Annotated in this window: 3 protein-coding genes; all 3 read left to right on the top strand. The window is 75.0% G+C overall.

Annotated elements, in window-relative coordinates; all coding sequences use genetic code 11:
• The first annotated feature begins 26 nt into the window (after positions 1–26).
• A complete protein-coding gene (locus tag VR44_RS37655) occupies positions 27–983 on the top strand; it encodes a cobalamin biosynthesis protein (protein ID WP_045952175.1) in 957 nt (318 codons plus the stop codon).
• Positions 980–2,500 (top strand): cobyric acid synthase, encoded by a 1,521-nt coding sequence (locus VR44_RS37650; RefSeq protein WP_045952174.1) that lies wholly within the window; start codon positions 980–982, stop codon positions 2,498–2,500. Before VR44_RS37655 ends, VR44_RS37650 begins: the two co-directional genes overlap by 4 nt.
• 169 nt (positions 2,501–2,669) lie before the next feature.
• Positions 2,670–3,450, top strand: a 781-nt coding sequence (locus VR44_RS37645) for a magnesium chelatase ATPase subunit I (protein WP_045952173.1), incomplete at its 3' end; no start/stop codon positions are given.

Below are 3,450 nucleotides of genomic sequence, written 5' to 3'. Positions count from 1 at the left end.
CCCTGAGTGAGGACATACCTGCCACCATGCGTGCCGACCGCGTTTTCGCGTACGGCGTCACGGCGGGCCTGATCGGCGACCGGATCCTCGGGGATCCGCGCCGGGGGCACCCCGTGGCCGCCTTCGGACGAGCCGCCGCCGCCGTGGAGCGCGCCCTGTGGCGCGACGACCGCGCCCGGGGCGTCCTGCACACCCTCGTATGCGCCGGCACGGCCGCCGCCGTCGGAGCGCTGGGCGCGCGCGCCGTGCGCTCCCGGCCCGCGGCCGCCCGGATCGCCCTGACCGCCGCCGCCACCTGGGCCGTCGTCGGCGGCACCACCCTCGGCCGGGAGGCCCGCGCCATCGGCGGGGCCCTCGCCGCCGGGGACACCGAGGTGGCCCGCGAACGCCTCCCCCACCTGTGCGGGCGCGACCCGCAGGCCCTGGACGACCAGGAGATGGCCCGGGCCGTCGTCGAGTCCGTCGCCGAGAACACCTCCGACGCGGTGGTCGGGGCCCTGGTGTGGGGGGCCGTCGCCGGGGTGCCCGGACTGCTCGCCTTCCGCGCCGTGAACACCCTGGACGCGATGGTGGGTCACAAGTCGCCCCGCTACCTGCGCTACGGCTGGGCCTCCGCCCGGCTGGACGACCTCGCCGGCTGGCCCGGGGCCCGGCTCACCGCCCTCGCCGCCGTGGCCGCCGGCCCCGACCGGGGAGGGGCCGTACGGGCCTGGCGCGCGGACGCCGCCGCCCACCCCAGCCCCAACGCCGGCCCGGTCGAGGCCTCCTTCGCCGGGGCGCTCGGCGTCCGGCTGGGCGGGACCCTCTCCTACGCGGGACGGGTCGAGCACCGGGCCGTGCTCAACGGGGAGCGGGGCCGGCCCGTGGAGGTCGCGGACATCGAGCGGGCGGTACGGCTGTCGCGGCGGGTCACCTGGCTGGCGCTGGGCGCCTGCGTTGCGGCGCGCGCGCTGGTCTCACGTACGAGGAGGGGAAAGGCATGAGCGGCACGAGGCGCGGCGGCGGACTGCTGGTCGCGGGGACCACGTCCGACGCGGGCAAGAGCGTGGTCACGGCGGGGATCTGCCGCTGGCTGGCCCGCCAGGGCGTGAAGGTGGCCCCGTTCAAGGCGCAGAACATGTCGCTGAACTCCTTCGTGACCCGCGAGGGCGCGGAGATCGGCCGTGCGCAGGCCATGCAGGCCCAGGCCGCCCGGGTGGAGCCGACCGCGCTGATGAACCCGGTGCTGCTCAAGCCCGGCGGCGACCGCAGCAGCCAGGTGGTGCTGCTGGGCAAGCCGGTGGGCGAGATGAGCGCCCGCGGCTACCACGGCGGGCGGCAGGAGCAGCTCCTCGGGATCGTCACGGACTGCCTGGAGCAGCTGCGGGGCACGTATGACGCCGTGATCTGCGAGGGGGCGGGCAGTCCGGCCGAGATCAACCTGCGCCGGACCGACATCGTGAACATGGGCATCGCACGGGCCGCGCGGTTCCCGGTGGTGGTCGTCGGCGACATCGACCGGGGCGGGGTCTTCGCCTCCTTCTTCGGGACGACGGCACTGCTGTCGCCCGAGGACCAGTCGCTGATCGCCGGCTACCTGGTGAACAAGTTCCGCGGGGACGTGTCCCTGCTGGAGCCGGGCATGGAGATGCTGCGTTCCCTCACCGGGCGGGGCACGTACGGGGTGCTGCCGTTCCAGCACGGGCTGGGCATCGACGAGGAGGACGGGCTGCGGGTCTCGCTGCGCGGCGCGGTCCGCGAGTCGGTCGTCGCCCCGCCGGTCGGGCAGGACGTGCTGCGGGTCGCGGTGTGCGCGGTGCCGCTGATGTCGAACTTCACCGATGTCGACGCGCTCGCGGCGGAACCGGGCGTGATCGTGCGGTTCGTGGACCGGGCCGAGGAACTGGCCGACGCGGACCTGGTCGTCGTCCCCGGTACGCGGGGCACGGTGAAGGCGCTGGAGTGGCTGCGGGAGCGGGGGCTGGCCGAGGCGCTGGCCCGGCGCGCCGCCGAGGGGCGTCCGGTGCTGGGCATCTGCGGCGGCTTCCAGGCGCTGGGCGAACACATCGAGGACGAGGTCGAGTCGAAGGCCGGCTCGGTGGCGGGGCTGGGACTGCTCCCGGTGCGGGTGCGGTTCGCGGTGGAGAAGACCCTGGCCCGGCCGGTGGGCACCGCCCTCGGCGAGGAGGTCGCGGGCTACGAGATCCACCACGGCGTGGCCGAGGTCCTGGGCGGCGAGCCGTTCCTGGACGGGTGCCGGGTGGGGTCGGTGTGGGGCACGCACTGGCACGGCTCCCTGGAGTCGGACGGCTTCCGCCGGGCGTTCCTCCGGGAGGTCGCGGCGGCTGCCGGGCGCCGCTTCGTCCCGGCGCCGGACACGTCGTTCTCCGCGCTGCGGGAGGAACAGCTGGACCTCCTCGGAGACCTGATCGAGGAACACGCGGACACCGCCGCCCTGCTGCGCCTGATCGAGTCCGGCGCCCCGTCGGGCCTCCCGTTCCTCCCCCCGGGCGCCCCGTGAGGAGCTCTTGGATCCCCGGGAACTCGGGGAGCAGAGAAGTGGTCCGATCAGGTGCTCGTGCAGCAGGGGGTCAACCCCGTTCTCACGGGGAGCAGAAGACCAGCATGGGTGGGGGCCGCGCCCCCGCGACAGGCAGCGGGCGTATTCCACTCAAAGGAGCGATCAGCGGATGAGCAACACCCACTTCCCGTTCACGGCGGTGGTCGGTCAGGACGACCTGCGGCTGGCGCTCCTGCTGAACGCGGTGAGCCCGGCGGTCGGCGGCGTGCTCGTGCGCGGTGAGAAGGGGACCGCCAAGTCCACCGCCGTGCGCGCGCTGTCGGCCCTGCTCCCACACGTGGACGTCGTCCCCGGCTGCCGGTTCTCGTGCGCGCCCGCTGCGCCCGACCCCACTTGCCCCGACGGCCCGCACGAGCCCGGCCCCGGCGCCGACCGCCCCGCACGGATGGTCGAACTGCCCGTCGGCGCCTCCGAGGACCGCCTCGTCGGCGCCCTCGACATCGAGCGGGCCCTCGCGGAAGGTGTGAAGGCGTTCGAACCGGGTCTCTTGGCGGACGCGCACCGGGGAATCCTGTACGTCGACGAAGTGAACCTCCTCCATGACCACTTGGTGGACGTACTCCTCGACGCGGCCGCGATGGGCGCCTCGTACGTGGAGCGCGAGGGCGTGTCCGTGCGCCACGCGGCCCGTTTCCTCCTCGTCGGCACCATGAACCCCGAGGAGGGCGAGCTGCGTCCGCAGCTGCTCGACCGGTTCGGGCTGACCGTGGAGGTCGCCGCCTCCCGGGAGCCCGCCCAGCGCGTCGAGGTGGTGCGCCGCCGGCTCGCGTACGAGGACGATCCGGCGGGCTTCGCGGCCCGCTGGGCCGGGGACGAGAGCGAGGTCCGCGCCCGGGTCGTGGCCGCGCGGGCGCTGCTCCCGCAGGTGGTGCTCGGGGACACCGCGCTGA

This window comes from Streptomyces katrae (assembly GCF_000966975.1).
Classification (GTDB): Bacteria; Actinomycetota; Actinomycetes; order Streptomycetales; family Streptomycetaceae; genus Streptomyces; species Streptomyces katrae.
The sequence above is the reverse complement of the archived record's forward strand: the minus strand, read 5'-3'. Positions and strand labels throughout refer to the sequence as shown.